This is a genomic window from Bacillus sp. FSL W8-1127 (assembly GCF_038006725.1).
Taxonomy (GTDB): Bacteria; Bacillota; Bacilli; order Bacillales; family DSM-4216; genus Bacillus_O; species Bacillus_O smithii.
The window spans coordinates 2,331,574-2,348,135 of sequence record NZ_JBBOVU010000001.1 but is presented as its reverse complement, the minus strand read 5'-3'; the positions used below and the strand labels follow the sequence as shown (position 1 = coordinate 2,348,135).

The 16,562-nt window shown below is 41.1% G+C and carries 16 protein-coding genes; 14 read left to right on the top strand and 2 right to left on the bottom strand.

Translation table 11 applies throughout. The features are described from left to right. Positions 1-398 precede the first annotated feature (398 nt). The 14 genes from era to NST12_RS11015 all read left to right on the top strand — a co-directional run bounded on the left by era (position 399) and on the right by NST12_RS11015 (position 14,471). Complete coding sequence (gene era / locus NST12_RS11080; protein ID WP_341100972.1) at positions 399-1,313, top strand: GTPase Era; 915 nt, start codon at positions 399-401, stop codon at positions 1,311-1,313. A gap of 118 nt (positions 1,314-1,431) precedes the next feature. Continuing rightward, complete coding sequence (locus NST12_RS11075) at positions 1,432-1,575, top strand: YqzL family protein (RefSeq protein WP_341101234.1); 144 nt, start codon at positions 1,432-1,434, stop codon at positions 1,573-1,575. Positions 1,576-1,612: 37 nt separating this feature from the next. Next, the gene (recO, locus tag NST12_RS11070) at positions 1,613-2,389 is read left to right on the top strand and encodes a DNA repair protein RecO (RefSeq protein ID WP_341101232.1); all 777 of its coding nucleotides are present in this window, start codon (positions 1,613-1,615) and stop codon (positions 2,387-2,389) included. Positions 2,390-2,780: 391 nt separating this feature from the next. Continuing rightward, positions 2,781-3,671, top strand: coding sequence for a glycine--tRNA ligase subunit alpha (gene glyQ / locus NST12_RS11065; RefSeq protein ID WP_003355389.1), 891 nt, complete (start codon positions 2,781-2,783; stop codon positions 3,669-3,671). Beyond that, a complete protein-coding gene (gene glyS / locus NST12_RS11060; RefSeq protein ID WP_341101230.1) occupies positions 3,664-5,736 on the top strand; it encodes a glycine--tRNA ligase subunit beta in 2,073 nt (690 codons plus the stop codon). Before glyQ ends, glyS begins: the two co-directional genes overlap by 8 nt. A 178-nt stretch (positions 5,737-5,914) precedes the next feature. Continuing rightward, positions 5,915-6,547: a helix-turn-helix transcriptional regulator gene (locus tag NST12_RS11055; protein WP_169799141.1), complete on the top strand. Its 633-nt coding sequence runs from the start codon at positions 5,915-5,917 to the stop codon at positions 6,545-6,547. A gap of 31 nt (positions 6,548-6,578) precedes the next feature. Further along, the gene (locus NST12_RS11050) at positions 6,579-7,382 is read left to right on the top strand and encodes a pyruvate, water dikinase regulatory protein (RefSeq protein ID WP_327796964.1); all 804 of its coding nucleotides are present in this window, start codon (positions 6,579-6,581) and stop codon (positions 7,380-7,382) included. Positions 7,383-7,865: 483 nt separating this feature from the next. Then, a complete protein-coding gene (locus NST12_RS11045; RefSeq protein ID WP_048623704.1) occupies positions 7,866-8,309 on the top strand; it encodes a YaiI/YqxD family protein in 444 nt (147 codons plus the stop codon). Between the two features lie 40 nt (positions 8,310-8,349). Then, the gene (gene dnaG / locus NST12_RS11040) at positions 8,350-10,203 is read left to right on the top strand and encodes a DNA primase (RefSeq protein ID WP_341101227.1); all 1,854 of its coding nucleotides are present in this window, start codon (positions 8,350-8,352) and stop codon (positions 10,201-10,203) included. Continuing rightward, positions 10,196-11,329 (top strand): RNA polymerase sigma factor RpoD, encoded by a 1,134-nt coding sequence (gene rpoD, locus NST12_RS11035; protein WP_048623702.1) that lies wholly within the window; start codon positions 10,196-10,198, stop codon positions 11,327-11,329. Before dnaG ends, rpoD begins: the two co-directional genes overlap by 8 nt. A gap of 126 nt (positions 11,330-11,455) precedes the next feature. Beyond that, the gene (locus tag NST12_RS11030) at positions 11,456-11,989 is read left to right on the top strand and encodes a hypothetical protein (RefSeq protein WP_040341779.1); all 534 of its coding nucleotides are present in this window, start codon (positions 11,456-11,458) and stop codon (positions 11,987-11,989) included. Positions 11,990-12,179: 190 nt separating this feature from the next. Next, complete coding sequence (gene cccA / locus NST12_RS11025; protein WP_048623700.1) at positions 12,180-12,548, top strand: cytochrome c550; 369 nt, start codon at positions 12,180-12,182, stop codon at positions 12,546-12,548. 100 nt (positions 12,549-12,648) lie between these two features. Then, entirely contained in the window at positions 12,649-13,356 is a 708-nt protein-coding gene (locus NST12_RS11020) for a tRNA (adenine(22)-N(1))-methyltransferase (protein ID WP_341101224.1), read from the top strand. Further along, on the top strand, positions 13,353-14,471 hold the full coding sequence (locus NST12_RS11015; protein WP_327796967.1) for a Nif3-like dinuclear metal center hexameric protein: 1,119 nt from the start codon (positions 13,353-13,355) through the stop codon (positions 14,469-14,471). The genes NST12_RS11020 and NST12_RS11015 overlap by 4 nt, the downstream gene beginning before the upstream one ends. A 75-nt stretch (positions 14,472-14,546) precedes the next feature. Here the strand turns inward: NST12_RS11015 and NST12_RS11010 are convergent, their stop codons facing one another. Together NST12_RS11010 and vrrA are read right to left on the bottom strand one after the other, a co-directional pair. Beyond that, on the bottom strand, positions 14,547-15,506 hold the full coding sequence (locus NST12_RS11010) for a 4-hydroxy-3-methylbut-2-enyl diphosphate reductase (protein ID WP_270584032.1): 960 nt from the start codon (positions 15,504-15,506) through the stop codon (positions 14,547-14,549). 124 nt (positions 15,507-15,630) lie between these two features. Further along, on the bottom strand, positions 15,631-16,254 hold the full coding sequence (gene vrrA / locus NST12_RS11005; RefSeq protein ID WP_341101221.1) for a VrrA/YqfQ family protein: 624 nt from the start codon (positions 16,252-16,254) through the stop codon (positions 15,631-15,633). Positions 16,255-16,562: the final 308 nt, after the last annotated feature.

Here is a 16,562-nt window from a genome sequence, read left to right as displayed (position 1 = left end):
TGTGGGTAGTTCAGAGGAAGCGAAACGGAATTTCCATGAAATACGACGCATTTGGTTGAAAATGATGGATATGGGGGAGAAAACACCAAGTTTTAACTTACCCAATTTGAAATCATGCCATTTGTCGGTTAAAATGAGAGCGTAAGCCAATGAAAAACAGCCTTGTGGAATTAAATGGTTTTTTGAATCAACGAGGCAATAATGACGAATTTTTCTGAAATTTTCACTTCTCTCTCTCCATATGGAGAAAAAATGGTGTAAAATATAGATAGTGATTCAATCCAGTTGGGGATTTGGCTTTTTAAAGCGCTTACAAACGAAAGTCTTTGGTTTCACAAAGGATTTGCTCAAAATCATCATACTAAGAATCTTACAACAGTGGAGGATTTTCGAAAACTATGGCGACAATCAATGCAGATTATAAATCAGGATTTATTTCCATTATTGGTAGACCGAATGTCGGTAAATCAACCTTTCTGAACAGGGTGATCGGTCAAAAAATTGCTATTATGAGCGATAAACCGCAAACAACAAGAAACCGAATTCAGGGAGTTTATACAACGGACGATGCCCAAATGATTTTTATCGACACTCCCGGCATCCATAAGCCAAAGCACAAACTTGGCGACTTTATGGTAAAAACGGCTGTAAACGCCCTTAAGGAAGTAGATTTGATTTTATTTATGGTGAATGTGACGGAAGGGCTCGGCCGGGGAGAACAATATATCATCGAAATGCTAAAAGATATCCAAACACCCGTTTTTTTAGTATTAAATAAAATTGATCAAATACATCCTGATGAGCTTTTTCCTATGATTGAACAGTACAAAGAACTTTATCCTTTCCAGGAAATATTTCCGATTTCCGCGCTTAATGGAAATAATGTTGATCGCTTGCTTTCGGCCATTAAAGAATATTTGCCGGAAGGTCCTCAATATTATCCGGCGGATCAAGTGACTGACCATCCGGAACGTTTTATCGTTTCGGAATTGATCCGGGAAAAAGTTCTGCATTTGACAAGAGAAGAGGTTCCGCATTCGATTGCGGTTCTGATTGACAAAATGGAACGCGAGGAAGAGAAGGATCTTGTGCATATCATGGCCACGATTATCGTAGAACGAGATTCCCAAAAAGGCATTATCATCGGTAAACAAGGGAGAATGCTGAAGGAAGTAGGAAAACGAGCTCGAATAGACATTGAAAATCTTCTCGGTTCCAAAGTCTTTTTAGAATTATGGGTAAAGGTTCAAAAAGATTGGCGTGATAAAATATCTGCTCTACGCGAATATGGTTTTCGAGAAGACGAATATTAAGATCTTGAGTTTTTGACAAGGTACTTGAAAAAATTGCACCTAATAAATCGGGTATAGGCGGGGGAAAATATTATCACAACATTTTTGCTAGTTTCAATCAAAGAAAGGCGGGGTTATGATGTTGGATTTTACCTGGAAGCTGTTTTCGAAAACGGGTAATATTGATACGTATCTCTTGTACAAAGAGTTGGAAAAAGAAAGCCAATCTGCTCGCTTGAAAGAAGAGGAAGAACTAGCAGAAGCCGAATTTCCTTTGTCTTGAAAAGGCCCGTTGGTGCAATGAAAGGATGGCCTTCAACGTGTTTCAAAAGTGTGAAGGAATTGTCATACGATCGACTCCGTATGGCGAATCAAATAAAATCATCACATTGTTTACAAGAGAGTTTGGAAAAATGGCTTTAATGGCGAGAGGGGCTAGAAAACCGAATAGCCGCCTCTCCGCCATTACCCAGCTGCTCTTTTGCGGGCAGTTTTTGTTTCAGCAATCAAGAGGATTAGGAACTCTGCAGCAAGGAGAATCTATTCATTCTTTCAAAGAAATAAGGGAAGACTTGTTTAAAACTGCTTATTCTTCGTATTTGGCTGAACTGCTGGATAAAGGAACAGAAGAAAGTAAAGTCAACCCGTATTTGTATGAGCTTTTTTACCAAACATTGGATTACATAGATGAAGGCTATGATGCAGCTATATTGACCAATATTTTTGAAATGAAAATGCTGCAGGTGATCGGCCTTCGTCCGGAGTTGAATCAATGTGTGAACTGCGGCAGCAAAGAAGGGCGTTTTGCCTTCTCGATTAGAGAAAACGGTCTTCTTTGTCATCGCTGTTTTGAATTAGATCCTTATTTGCTTCCAGTTTCTCAAGCCACTGTAAAATTGCTGCGCCTTTTTTATTATATTGATCTTCGGCGTCTTGGAAGTATATCAGTGAAACCTCAAACAAAAAAAGAACTGCGTACTGTCCTTTCCATGTATTATGACGAATATTCGGGTTTGTTTTTGAAATCTCGAAAATTTCTCGAGGAGATCGAAAAAATGCAAAGCATGCTTGGTCCATCTGCGAAAGAAGGAGATTGACAAACGTGGTGGGATCGATTATTTTTGAATATGAGGAATAGCTATTCAATCTGTGGTATTATTAGAGTCCACGGTTAGTTGAAATGTAAATTTCATATTTTGCGAAGAAGGAAAGGAGTACCTGAATACGTTCTATCTCAGCGAATCCGGGATGGTGGGAGCCGGACATAGGGCATCAGGGAACGGCAGTCCGGAGCAAATATTTTAAAAAGTGGCCAGACGCTAAGAAAGCGGAGGCAAATAGGGTGGAACCGCGGGTGTAACTCTCGTCCCTATGCAGATTTACTGCATAGTGGCGGGAGTTTTTGTTTTGGACTCCATGCGTGGAAAAACGAAGAATGTCTTTAGCAAGACTTGTTTTTAGCAATTGGATCATATGGAGGTGTACGAAATGAATATACAAGAAATGATTCTTACGTTGCAGAAGCATTGGTCGGATCATGGCTGCATTCTCATGCAGGCTTATGATGTAGAAAAAGGAGCAGGGACGATGAGCCCGTATACGTTTTTACGGGCAATTGGACCGGAACCTTGGAATGTTGCTTATGTGGAACCAAGCCGACGGCCGGCAGATGGCCGTTATGGGGAAAACCCCAATCGACTGTATCAGCACCATCAATTTCAAGTGATTATGAAACCTTCGCCATCCAATATTCAAGAAATCTATTTGGATTCTTTGCGTGCTCTTGGAATTGATCCGCTTGATCATGATATTCGCTTTGTAGAAGATAACTGGGAAAACCCGTCTCTCGGCTGTGCAGGCCTCGGTTGGGAAGTATGGCTAGACGGGATGGAAATCACGCAATTTACTTATTTTCAACAAGTAGGCGGACTGGAATGCAAGCCTGTGTCCGTGGAAATTACGTATGGAATTGAACGATTGGCTTCCTACATACAAGAAAAGGAAAATGTTTTTGATTTGGAGTGGACAAATGGATTTACTGTAAAGGATATTTTCTATCAGCCTGAATATGAACACTCCAAATATACATTTGAAACATCGGATCCTGACATGTTGTTTAACTTGTTTAATACGTATGAAAAGGAAGCGAAGCGCCAAATGGAGGAAGGATTGGTTCATCCTGCCTATGACTACATTTTAAAATGCTCCCACGTATTTAATATTCTCGATGCGCGGGGCTCCATTTCAGTGACTGAACGAACGGCTTATATCGCTCGGATGAGAAATTTGGCAAGGCAAGTAGCCAAAACATTCTACGAAGAAAGAGAAAAATTGGGATTTCCTATTTTAAAAGGGAAAGGGGAGAAAGCGCATGACTAAAAGGGACCTTTTGCTTGAGATTGGATTGGAAGAGATGCCGGCCCGTTTTGTGACCGAGTCCATGAATCAGCTTGGAAAAAAAGTAGAGGAATTTTTTCAAAAAGAAAACATTGATTATGGAACGGTTTCCCTATTTTCCACTCCTCGCCGATTAGCTGTTCTTGTGAAAGATGTGGCGGAATCCCAGGCAGATGTTCATGAAGAAGCTCGAGGCCCAGCTAAAAAAGCGGCTTTAAATGAAGCGGGTGAATGGACAAAAGCAGCAATCGGGTTTTCAAAAAGCCATTCAGCTACTGTTGACGACATTTATTTCAAAGAGGTCAAAGGGATTGAATACGCTTTTGTGAAGAAATTTTTGAAAGGCCAGCCAACGGTTCAATTGCTTCCCAAATTAAAAGAGTTGATTGAGGGTATGAGCTTTGGGAAATATATGCGCTGGGCCGATTACGATTTGCGGTATGTACGTCCTATCAAATGGCTCGTTGTCTTATTTGGAAGCGAAGTGATTCCATTTGCGATTACGGATGTAGAAACGAATCGATTCAGTTATGGACACCGTTTTCTTGGCGGGAAAATTCAATTGGATTCTCCTGCTGAATATGAAACGAAGCTAAAAGCGGAATATGTCATTCCGAACCCCGATGAGAGAAAACAGTTAATCCGCAGCCAGTTGAAGAATTTAGAAGAAAAGCATGGCTGGGTCATCCCGATTGACGAAGAATTATTGGAAGAAATAAATAACATTGTGGAATACCCTACCGCTTTATTCGGCTCTTTTCAGGAAGAATTTTTAAATCTGCCAGAGGAAGTGTTAATTACTTCCATGAAGGAGCATCAGCGCTATTTTCCTGTAAAAACTGCCGACGGAAAGCTTCTTCCTCATTTTGTGACGGTCCGAAACGGAAACGATCGGTCTCTTGAAACGGTAGCTAAAGGGAACGAAAAAGTGTTGAAAGCGCGTTTAGCTGATGCTGATTTCTTCTATAAAGAAGATCAAAAGCTGAAAATTTCTGAAGCGTTGGAAAAACTTTCGTCCATCGTATATCACGAGAAAATTGGGACATTGGCAGAAAAAGTAGCCAGGATACGAAAATTGTCGTCTTATCTTGCAGAGAGACTGCGTGTAGAAGAAGAAACAGCGCAGAAAGCAGACCGTGCTGCTGAAATATGCAAGTTTGATTTAGTCACGCATATGGTATACGAGTTTCCGGAATTGCAAGGGATCATGGGAGAAAAATATGCGCTTCTTCAAGGAGAAAATCCTGAGGTGGCAAGGGCGATTAATGAACATTACCAACCGCGGAATTCGGAAGATGAACCTGCGGAATCACTTGTAGGCGCCATCGTAGGCGTGGCCGACAAATTAGATACGATTATCTCTTGTTTTGCTGTGGACATTATCCCAACCGGCTCTCAAGACCCATATGCTCTTAGAAGACAGGCGACTGGCATTGTACAGACCATGTTGAAGCATAAATGGAATCTTTCGCTGGAAGCTTTGTTAAAGGACAGCATTGATATCGTGTTAAGCGATGGAATCGGCCAAAAGGAAACAGCAGAAATCTATACGGCTGTATTGGACTTCTTTAAACAACGAATGAAACACATTTTAGAAGAAAAAGAAGTGCGCTATGACGTTATTGAGGCTTTGTTAGATGTTTCCATTCATTCTTTGGCAGAGGTTGAAGCGAAAGCGGAAGTTCTGATGAAACGAATCGGTCAACCTTCATTCAAGGAAGTGGCGGAAGCACTAAGCCGAGTCCTTAATATTACGAAAAAAGCAACTGAGGACAAAGAAATTCGTGAAAATCTATTTGCGAACGAAAGTGAAAAAGAACTATATGAACGTTATGTGAACTTGAAAAAAGAATGGAAACAAGATGTTTCTGCTGAAGAGCGTTTCCAACTGCTTGAAAGTTTGCGTCCTGTGATTGAACGCTATTTTGATGAAACTATGGTCATGACCGACGATGAAGAGATCAGAAACAATCGGTTGGCGCAAATGAAGGAGCTTTCCCGCTACATTCTAGAGTTTGCCAACGTGAATTTGTTAGTGATAAAATGAACTTTCAGAAGGAAAAGATGGTTTCCGTTGTAAGTTGTTTTTGCGTAAGTTTGACTGTTCCGGCCCATACTATATCAAGATGTGAGAGCCTGTCGAACGAAGGCGGGCTCTTCCTCGTTTATGTTAAATAGTATATAATATTTTCGTATGAGTATAACACTTTTAATTGTGTTGGGTGGTGAGGATCATAGAACTTACAAAGCGTCAGGAACAAATATTGCAAATCGTGAAAAATAACGGACCTATTACAGGAGAACATATCGCTGAAAAATTAAATTTAACCCGGGCGACATTGCGTCCGGATTTAGCTATTTTAACAATGGCCGGCTTCCTTGACGCAAGACCTCGGGTAGGATATTTTTATACTGGAAAAACGGGCGCGCAGCTGCTGACGGAAAATTTAAAAAAAATTTATGTAAAAGACTATCAATCGATACCCGTCGTTGTGCATAAAAACGTATCGGTTTATGACGCCATTTGCACGATGTTTTTAGAGGATGTCGGCACTTTATTTGTAGTGGATGACGATTCTTTGTTGGTAGGGGTGCTTTCGCGAAAAGATTTATTGAGAGCAAGTATAGGGAAACAAGATCTCAATAGCCTACCGGTAAACATTATCATGACGAGAATGCCCAATATTACGATGTGCTATAAAGATGATCTTTTGATCGATGTCGCCCAAAATTTAATCGAAAAACAGATTGACGCAATGCCTGTAGTAAAAGAAAAAGGAACGGGCTTCGAGGTGATTGGTCGAATCACAAAAACGAATATTGCGAAAGCGTTTGTCGCTTTAGCGAATGAAGATTAATGCCGAGAAAGAGAGAGGACAGTGATGATGAATGAGTGATCCAATTATCTACGTTGTTTCCGACTCTGTTGGCGAGACCGCAGAACTGGTCACAAAAGCTGCCCTCAGCCAGTTTGACGGTTCATATACGGTCCTCAAACGCTTTCCATACGTAGAGGAAATTTCTCATATTGAGGAAGTTATTTCTTTAGCCAAAATGGATAACGGAATGATTGTCTATACGTTAGTAAAGCCTGAAATGCGCCGATATTTGCAGGAGCGAGCCAAGAAGGAAAACATACAATCCTTTGATGTTATAGGTCCCATCATTGATGAGTTGGAGAATATGTTTCAGAAAAAGCCGCTGTACGAACCGGGACTTGTCCGCCGACTGGACGATGAATACTTTAAAAAGGTGGAAGCAATCGAGTTTGCTGTCAAATATGACGATGGACGAGATCCACGAGGATTAATGAAAGCTGATATAGTGTTGGTCGGTGTTTCCAGAACTTCCAAAACGCCCCTGTCCCAATATTTGGCGCACAAACGTTATAAAGTAGCCAATGTTCCGATTGTACCAGAAGTGGATCCTCCTGAAGAGCTGTTCAAAGTACCGAAAGAAAAATGCTTTGGTTTAAAAATTGGACCGCAAAAATTGAATCAAATTCGGAGGGAACGGCTGATTACTTTAGGGTTGGATGATCAAGCCAGCTATGCACAGTTGGACAGAATCAATAAAGAATTAGAGTATTTTGATTCAATCGCCAAAAAAATTGGTTGTGAAGTCATAGATGTAACGAATAAAGCGGTGGAAGAAACGGCCAATATTATCATAGAAAAAATTCGAAAAAAATAAGCGCATAATCACATGATTGTGTGCTTCTTTCCTTTTGAAAAAGAATTAGCTTTGACGATCCTTCTAATGTCTTGCCAAATGAAATAAATAATAGCCAAATAAAAAAGTTTGTATTATAATAAAAAATTGTGATAAAAATATCTATTCGAGGTTTAGACTGGCCTCATTACGAATAAACTATTTATGGTGATATGTCAAAGACCGGGGCAATGGATACCCAGCGGCCAAATTGCTATCTGTTTGAACAGCCCGTAAACCTACACCAGAGAAAGAAAGAGAAAAGGATGATGATTCATTAATCGTCATAGGTCGGAACGTTGGAGAATAAGAGCGAATCGTCACTTGATGAATGCTGGCGAGAAAGCCGTGAGAAAATTCGACAAACCTGGCTACACTTCTTTTTGACAGGAAACTTGCTGTGAAAAAGAAGGAATCCACCATATGGTGTAGAATAATTAATTTATGACAAAGAAGAAAAGAACGATGAATATTTTTGTCGATGCAGATTCCTGCCCTGTAAAAAAGGAAATTATTTCGTTGGCAAATGAATATGGCTTGAATGTGTTCTTTGTGGCATCGTACAAACACCAGCCGTCTGAAGAAATTGGAGGCATATGGAAATATGTCGACTCCCATTTTCAAGCTGTGGATCTGTTCATAGTCAACCATTTGCAAAAAGGAGATCTGTTGATTACACAAGATATTGGATTAGCAAGTTTGGCCACCTCAAAAGGAGGGTATGCTTTTTCGCCGCGGGGGAATCAATACAGCGAGAGTGAGATGGCTTACATTTTGGACATACGGCATCTCCAGGCAAAGGCACGCCGGTCAGGACGTTTTGAAAAAGGGGCAAGGCCTTTTACAGACGCTGACAGGAAGCAATTTTTAAAAAAAGTACGGAGATTTTTGTCGAAGTATGAAGGATAAATTCGACACTTTCGCGAATGTAATAAGCTGGTGATCTTTTATGGCAGGAAAAATCCCTGAGGAAACGCTTGACAGAATTAAACATTCGGTGAATATTGTCGATGTTATTCATGACTATGTTCAATTAAGCAAACAAGGGAAAAATTATTTTGGTCTTTGTCCGTTTCATGGCGAAAAAACCCCATCTTTTTCGGTTTCCCCTGATAAACAGATTTATCACTGTTTCGGCTGTGGAGCAGGGGGAAATGTTTTTACCTTTCTGATGGAAATCGAAAATATTTCTTTTCAAGAAGCGGCTGTCCAATTAGCGGAAAGAGCCGGGATCAAGCTGAATGTGGACGTAACAGCCGAACCCGTTCAAGCGTTGCCGAAGGACCATGAACTCATGATGTCTGCTCATGAGCTTCTAGCTAAATTCTACCATCATTTGCTGATAAATACAAAAGAAGGCCAAAATGCACTGGAATATTTATTCTCGAGAGGCTTCACAAAAGATCAAATAGAAAAATTCCAAATTGGCTGGTCTCCAACGGGGTGGAACGTCGCTGCGCTTTTTTTAAAAAGAAGAGGGTTTCCGATTTCATTGATGGAAAAAGCGGGTCTTGTTATCCGCCACGAAGGAAAAGGAGACTACTATGACCGATTTCGCGATCGAATTATGTTCCCTTTGCATGATTCGAAAGGAAGGGTCGTGGCGTTTTCCGGACGAAGTTTGAGGGATCTGCAGCCGAAATATTTGAACAGTCCGGAAACTCCCATATTTCATAAGAGCCGACTCTTATACAACTTGAACCGCTCAAGAAACTCGATTCGAAAAAAACGCCAGTTGATTCTATTTGAAGGATTTGCGGACTGCATAGCAGCGGACCGAGCCGGGATTGACAACGGTGTTTCAACGATGGGCACATCTTTGACGGAAGATCATGTGCATATTATTCGCCGTCTAACCGATGAAGTGTTAATATGTTATGATGGAGACTCTGCCGGAGTTGAAGCAGCATTTCGGGCCGGGAATCTTCTTGAAGAGGCTGGCTGCCGTGTGAAAGTTTCCGTCATTCCCGACAACTTGGACCCCGACGATTACATTCAAACATACGGCGGAGATAAATTCCGTCTGGATGTTATAGAGGCCAGCATGACGTATATGGCTTTTAAAATGCAGTATTATAAACGGGGGAAAAATCTTCAAAAAGAAGATGAGAAACTTCAGTATATCGATGAAATATTGAAAGAAATTACAAAGCTTTCAAAGGCGGTGGAGCGCGATTATTATATGAGACAGCTGGCGGAAGAATTTTCGATCTCATTGGACGCGTTAAAATGGCAACAGCGTCAAATATATTATGCAGAAAAACGGAATTTGCCGCCATCGCGACCGAATTGGGCAGGGAGAATTTCCGAAATGCCTTCAACCGGAAAAATATATCCTGCCTATATAACGGCAGAACGCCGCTTGATTGCTTATATGCTGCAAGATCCTGAATTAGCGTATCAAATCCACGAAAAACTGGCAGGGGAGACTTTCAATCTGGATGAGCATCAAGCAATTTTCACTTATTTATTAGGTTATTACGAAGAGGGAAAGCACCCTGATGCCAGTGCTTTCATCAATTTTCTGCCGGATCCGAATTTAAGAAAAACGGTGACGGAAATAGAAATGATGAATGTCAACATGGATGTCTCGGATGAAGAAATAAATGATTATATAAATGAAGTGTTAAATCACCAAAAAATGTTAAAAATAAAAGCGAAGATGGAAGAAAGCAAAAGAGCAGAACAACAACATGATTATAAAAAAGCGGCAGCCATAGCCATGGAAGTTATGCAATTAAGAAAGATGTTGAAAAGGAAAGGCAGTTTCAAGGATGTTGGAAGGAGGGGAACTAATGGCTGAAAAGTCAACACGTTCCAAAGAAGTTGAGCCTGAATTAACACTAGATAAAGTAAAAAATCAAATAGTGGAAAAAGGAAAGAAACGCGGTGAGCTTTCATACGATTATATAGCCGATAAACTATCGAATTTTGATCTTGATTCCGAACAAATGGATGATTTTTATGAATACTTGAACGAACAGGGAATAGAAATCGTCAATGAAGATAGCGATCATGAAGAGGATCCTGATATTCATGAGCTCTCAAAAGAAGAGGAAGAAGAATTTGATTTAAACGATTTAAGTGTTCCGCCTGGAGTTAAAATTAATGACCCTGTTCGTATGTATTTAAAAGAAATTGGGCGTGTTGATCTTCTCTCCGCTGAAGAAGAAATTGAGCTGGCAAAACGTATTGAACAAGGGGATGAAGAAGCAAAACGTCGTTTGGCAGAAGCGAATTTGCGTCTTGTTGTAAGCATTGCGAAGCGGTATGTTGGGAGAGGTATGCTGTTCCTTGACTTAATCCAAGAAGGTAACATGGGGCTGATTAAAGCCGTTGAAAAATTTGATTACCGAAAAGGATACAAATTCAGCACCTATGCAACATGGTGGATTCGTCAAGCGATTACTCGCGCTATTGCAGACCAAGCAAGAACCATTCGGATTCCGGTTCATATGGTTGAAACGATCAACAAGCTGATTCGAGTTCAGCGGCAATTGCTTCAAGATTTAGGCCGCGAACCGACTCCGGAAGAAATCGGAGAAGAAATGGATTTTTCTCCTGAAAAGGTACGAGAAATCTTAAAAATTGCCCAAGAGCCAGTTTCGCTTGAAACACCGATCGGGGAAGAAGACGATTCTCATTTAGGCGATTTCATCGAAGATCATGAAGCCACTTCACCGTCGGAGCACGCAGCTTATGAGTTATTGAAAGAACAGCTTGAAGATGTTCTCGATACTTTAACGGACCGTGAAGAAAATGTCTTGCGCCTGCGCTTTGGTCTGGATGACGGCAGAACTCGTACTTTGGAAGAAGTCGGGAAAGTGTTTGGCGTTACCAGAGAACGTATTCGCCAAATTGAAGCGAAAGCATTGCGCAAACTTCGCCATCCAAGCCGCAGCAAAAGATTAAAAGACTTTTTAGAATAATTTCATTTTGCCTTTAAAGTTTACTTCTTTTGAAGTAAACTTTTTTTTGTCGAAGAAAACGAATCATTGTGAATCTGAACGGCATTGAAAATCAGTGCCTATATTGCAATGGAAAGTGGGTTGAACATGGATAAGCGAAAGCAAATCATTATCAAAGAAATCTTATTTTGGAAGCAAAACAAGATGCTGCCTGAAAAATATTGCGATTATTTACTAACACTATACAGTGAAGGAGAAGAACTAAACTCAGCCGCTCATTTGCCACGGTTCCATCGATCATATCGAATTCTGCAAGCCATATTGTTGCTGTTCATTCCAATTTCATTATTTGTCCTTTATTTTACTGAAATGCCTTTCATAATGCAAATGGCGATTTTGACAATTTTTGTCGTTTTATTGATAGGAGCGGGTATCTACTATGGGCGAAAAGGATTTTTTGTGCAGTTCATATTTCTATCTGCAGCGCTCATTTTTTTATTTTTCACAATCAAAATCAATGATAAGTTTTTGTCGGGAAATTCTATCAGCCTGTATTTGATTATTTTGATGAATTGCCTTTTATGGATAGCGGTTGGAAAAACCAAAAAATTACTATATTTTACTATTTCGGGGATTGCAGGAATATTCATAACCTTTGCTTTCATCCTGTTTCATTCTTGAGGAGAGGGAGGCTTCGGATGAATATTTGTTGACGAGAAATGATAAAATATAAGTCGAATTCTTTTTTCTGAAAAGGGAAAAACGGGAAAAAATTAACAATCAAGGACTTTTCCTCATCCGGTTTTTGAAGTAAAATAGAAGGTGTTTGTACTGTGAAGATTGAAATCGCATACATAAAGGAGGGGATAGCATGAATCGAAATCCAATTATTCCGTTTTTGCTGATTATGGTATTTGGAATCGGCCTGGTGTTTTTTTTATCATTAAAAGGTCTAAATGACAGCGAACAGGCTGCCAAAGAAAAAAAGGGCGGCGGCGAAAAAACGGAACAGACGGCTGAGACTTTTGATCCCGAAGGTTTCTTTAAACAAACATGTGCGGGCTGCCACGGGCAAAATTATGAAGGCGGCGTAGGGCCATCCTTAAAAGGGGTTGGCAAGAAATTATCCAAAGATCAAATCAAAAACATCATTCAGAACGGAAAAGGCGCTATGCCTTCAGGACTTGTGTCCGCTGACCATGCTGACCAAATGGCAGACTGGCTGATGAAATTAAAATAATGGTATCAAAGTTCTTTGCTGATCGACGCAAAGAGCTTTTTTTGTGGCAGCATTCCGTTTAAAATAGATGAGGAAAGAAAAATGGTTAAGTGGTGAAAACATGAATATCTATCAATTATCGAAACGTCTGGAAACTGTGGCAGAATACATACCGAAACATTCAACAGTGGCTGATATCGGCTCTGACCACGCTTATTTGCCTTGCTACGCTGTAAAGAAAGGATTGGCAAAAGCGGCTGTCGCCGGGGAGATTGCAGAAGGTCCTTTTCAATCGGCGAAGAAGCAAGTGCAATCGTCCGAACTGGAACATTTAATTGACGTCCGTAAAGGAGACGGACTGGAAGTGATAGCAAAAGGAGAAGTTGATTGCATCGTCATTGCCGGAATGGGTGGCAGTTTAATCGCCTCCATTTTAGAAGCGGGAAAAGAAAAGCTCCCGGGAGTGAGCCGGCTTATTCTTCAGCCGAACGTCGGATCTGGACAAGTTCGAGAATGGCTTTTAAAAAACGGTTGGGAAATCGTCGACGAACAAATTCTGGAAGAAGATGCAAAAATATATGAAATTATCGTCGCCGAAAAAGGGGACCCGTATCGCCCTTATGATCAGTTGGAAGCCGGCATTTTAATGGGACCGATCTTATTAAAAAAGAAAAACGACGCTTTTTATCAAAAATGGAAGCATGAATATGAAAAGTGGGGAAATATTCTTAACCAATTAAATAAAGCAGAATCAGCGGATAAGACAGTGGAAAAACGTACCGAACTCATGAAAAAAAGGAATTTGGTAAAGGAGGCGCTGGGATTATGAAAACAGTCAATGGACATGAAGTGATCCAGTGGTTTGAACGCTTTGCTCCTAAATCTTACGCGATGGAAGGCGATAAAATTGGTTTACAAGTGGGAAGACTGAATCAGCCAGTGAAACGGGTTCTGATTGCTCTGGATGTGTTAGAGGAAGTAGTCGATGAAGCCATTGAGCAAAACGTTCAATTAATTATTGCTCATCATCCGCCCATTTTCCGTCCATTAAAAGCGATACGGACGGACGAACCGAGTGGAAGAATAATGGAAAAATTAATCAAAAACGACATTGCCGTCTATGCCGCTCATACCAATCTTGACATTGCTCCCGGTGGCGTCAATGATTTATTGGCTGAATGTTTGCAGCTGGAAGACACGGAAGTGCTCGTCCCGACCATCGAAGAGCAATTGAATAAACTAGCTGTTTATGTACCTGTCGACCATGCAGAAGAAGTCCGAAAAGCAATAGGAGATGCCGGTGCCGGTTTTATTGGCGAGTACAGTCATTGTTCTTTTTCGGTAACGGGAACAGGAAGATTTCTTCCAGGGAGTCATGCTAATCCTTATATTGGCGAAAGAGGAAAACTGGAAGAAGTACAGGAAGTAAGAATTGAAACGATTTATCCAAAACGGTTGGAGAAAAAGATTTTGACAGCGATGCTGAAAGCACATCCATATGAAGAAGTGGCGTATGATCTTTACCCTCTGGAAAATAAAGGAGAAATTCTTGGGCTGGGGAGAATTGGCAAACTAAAGCAAGAAATGACGCTCGAAGAATTTGCCCGTTTTGTGAAATCCCAGTTGGAAGTAGAAGGTGTGAGAGTCGTAGGAGATTTGAAGAGCAGAGTGAGAAAAGTGGCTGTTCTTGGCGGCGACGGCAATAAATATTATCAATCGGCTGTGTTTAAAGGCGCCGATGTATATGTGACGGGAGACATGTATTATCATACCGCCCATGATGCCATGATGGCTGGTTTAAATATAGTCGACCCGGGACATAATGTGGAAAAAGTAATGAAAACAGGGGTGGCCAAAATATTATCCGCCATTTCGGACGAAAAAGGGGCGGACGTAGAGTTTATTCCTTCAAAAGTCAATACGGATCCGTTTCGGTTTTTATAATTTGCTTATGATTTGATCTCTACTGTTGACGATGCCTCATTTTGTGGGGAATAAAAAACCGGCAAAGGCTGTGGATCAGCCTTTTGCCGGTTTTTTTGGATGTTTAATTTTAGGCAAGATCTTTTCAAGCGGAACTTTCTTTTCGCGGACCCAAGTCGTTTCGTCATTTGGATCAAAGGCTTCCAAAAATTCAATCACTTCTCTTACGATCGGCGTCGGTGTGGAAGCTCCTGCGGTAACAGCCACTTTTTTCACGTCTTTAATCCAATCGATTTCAATCTCGGTAATATCGGAAACGCGGTAAGCTTTTGTTCCTGCAATTTCTTCAGACACTTGGGCTAGACGGTTGGAATTGTTGCTCTTAGGATCTCCAACCACAATCAAAACATCCGCTTCTTTTGCCTGTTCAGCAACCGCTTCTTGGCGCACTTGAGTGGCAAGGCATATTTCTTTATGAGTTTCCGCTTGTGGATATTTTTCTTTCACTTTGTCCATAATGTGAGCGACATCCCATTGGCTCATGGTCGTTTGGTTGGTCACGATCACTTTATCATTTTGGATGGACAAATTCTCAACATCTTCCGGCGTTTCCACCAAATGTACAATGTCGGGCGCCACCCCAACTGCTCCTTCCGGCTCGGGATGCCCTTTTTTGCCGATATAGATGACATCATATCCTTGTTCTTTTTTTTCGCGGATTAATTCATGGGTCTTTGTGACATCCGGACAGGTAGCGTCAATTGTCACCAGTCCTTTTTCTTTGGCCAGCTTTCTGACTTCCGGCGAGACGCCATGGGCGGTAAAAATAACCGTTCCTTTATCGACTTTTTGCAAAATTTCTTTGCGGTTTTTTCCGTCTAATGTAATGATCCCTTCTTTTTCAAACGCCTCTGTGACATGCTGATTATGAACAATCATGCCTAAAATATGAATGGGGCGGGGAAGGGTTTTATCTAAAGCGGCATTGCGGGCGATGACCATGGCATCTACAACGCCGTAGCAATAACCGCGAGGTGATATTTTAATGACTTCCATGCGCTAAAATCCCCCTGTACAATAATAGAATTCGGGTCCTTACGATTTTTATTATATAGGAGGATACAAAAGAAGACAAAGAAAGATTGTTTGGGTCCGTTATTGTAAAATAAGAATAGCCTTGTTAAATATAGAGTTTAGGAACGGATTCGCCGCTTCTTTTCTCCGCTTTGGCGGACGATGCTTTTTTGCTTTTTTGGATGCGTGATCTTTTTGTCTGATGAGAAGAGCTGGATGCTTTTTTTGCGCTGTCCTTTTTTTCGGCGTTTTTTTCCTCTTCATGACTGTCTTCATCCGGTGAATCGGATTCTGTATCTGCGTCTGCGTCTGCATCTGCATCTTCTTCGGCGGTAGCATTTTTAAATCCTTTGTAAAGCCTCCACATAGCCGGCAAATTTCTCACCATAGGCCCGTATTGCTGGATCATAGGCCCGATTTGCTGAGCAGTATTTAAAACTTGCTGGGTGTTTGCTAAAAATTTATTCAGTGTTCCAGGGGAAGCAAGATTTTGGACAGGGGACTGGCCGATCAAGGAAGCGGGGCGTTCGAAACCGGTCATCCCGGGAAAAGCGGTGTTGCCCATTCGTCCCGATCGATTCAAAAGTCGCGACAATAATCCCCCACCGCGGGCAGGTCTGCTCACAGGGGATCCGGCAAAAGGTGGAAAAGATTGAAAAGGCTGCGTTGGCTGCGGTCCGCGAAAAAGATTGAAACCTCTTTGTACAGGGGGCATTTGTCTAGGGGGCATGTACGTTCCTCCTTTCTGATACGATTACACTCTTTTATAGAATATGCAAGGAAGATATAAAGTGAAACATCTTGTCAGCGAGCTCTTTTCCAATGAAGAACAAGTTGACATTTCTCAAACAGTTACGGCGAAAACGGATTGGTAAAAGAAATGAAGTATGAACTCTTGGCATCAACCTCTTGATAAAAGAAAAAAAGCGAAGGCACATAAACAGGCTGAAAAGCGGGAAAAGGTTTTTGGTTAAAGAAGAAGCGATGAAAATCGAATTTTGACTCAATCATACAGAAAAGATGAGGGCGGAGAGAAAA